Origin of the sequence: Rhodococcus sp. EPR-134 (assembly GCF_001647205.1) — a bacterium.
In the GTDB taxonomy this organism is placed as follows: Bacteria; Actinomycetota; Actinomycetes; order Mycobacteriales; family Mycobacteriaceae; genus Rhodococcus_F; species Rhodococcus_F qingshengii.
Map to the genome: position 1 here is coordinate 1 of NZ_LVCT01000649.1, position 1,214 is coordinate 1,214.

Annotated in this window: 2 protein-coding genes; both read left to right on the forward strand. The window is 66.1% G+C overall.

Annotated features, from left to right (window positions below):
• On the forward strand, window positions 1–646 hold a 646-nt coding region (locus A2J01_RS28250; protein WP_197494325.1), incomplete at its 5' end, for a phosphatidylserine decarboxylase.
• Between the two features lie 59 nt (window positions 647–705).
• Window positions 706–1,214, forward strand: a 509-nt coding sequence (locus A2J01_RS28255) for a CDP-alcohol phosphatidyltransferase family protein (protein ID WP_197494326.1), incomplete at its 3' end; no start/stop codon positions are given.

The window sequence follows — 1,214 nt, forward strand, 5'->3', positions numbered from 1 at the left end:
TCGCCATGCGATTCCGCCACTTCATCCCGCCGGCCTGCCGTTCGTGCTGGCCCCGCTGGGAGTTGCAGCTCTGGGCCGCAACCGTAAGTGGGTGCGCCGAGCCGGTCTGACCACCGCCGCCGCATGCGCCACGTTCTTCCGTCACCCGCACCGGGTGCCGCCCAACCGCATCGGCGTCGTCGTCGCACCCGCCGACGGCGAGGTGGCGTTGGTCGACAACGCCGTTCCGCCCGCCGAGCTCAATCTCGGAAGCGAGCCGCGCCCGCGCGTCAGCATCTTCCTGTCGGTTCTCGACGTGCATGTCCAGCGCAGCCCTGTCGGTGGAACGGTCAAAGAGGTCGTTCACCAGGCAGGCAAGTTCCTCTCCGCAGATCTCGCCGACGCCAGCGAGGTCAACGAGCGCAACAGCATGCTGATCGAAACCGCCGATGGTCACGACGTTGCGGTTGTCCAGATCGCGGGACTGCTTGCACGCCGCATCGTCTGCTACGCCGGTGTCGGTGACGTCCTGCCGATCGGCGACACGTACGGACTGATCCGTTTCGGCTCACGCGTCGACACCTATTTCCCCGCCGGAACCACACTCCTGGTCGAGCCGGGACAACGCACGATCGGTGCTGAAACAGTTATCGCGCAACTGCCGTGAAGACGCCGAAGATGAAGTCAGCCGTGAAGAAGCCGGGAGCAGCCCAACCCGGCGCGAAGATGCCCAAACGCACCCAGGCGGTGCGGTTGCTGCCGTCCGTCATCACCATCCTGGCGCTGTGCGCCGGGCTGTCCGCCGTCAAATTCGCTCTCGACGGACAACCCGGTACCTCGCTCGCGATGATCGGCGCCGCTGCCGTCCTCGATTCACTCGACGGCCGCATCGCGCGACTGCTCGACGCCACCAGCAAGATCGGCGCCGAACTCGACTCACTGGCCGACTCCATCTCCTTCGGCGTCGCCCCGGCCCTGGTCCTGTACGTCACCTTGCTGGACGGCACCAGCATCGGCTGGATCATCGCGTTGATCTACGCGGTCAGCATCGTGTTGCGACTCGCACGTTTCAACACTCTGCTCGACGACGACGACGTCCCCGCGTACGCACGTGAGTACTTCGTCGGCGTTCCGGCTCCGGCCGGCGCACTCATCGCCCTCACTCCCCTGGCCGCGACGGCTCAGTGGGGTGACGGCTGGTGGTCTTCGCACTTCGTCGTCATCGTGTGGACGCT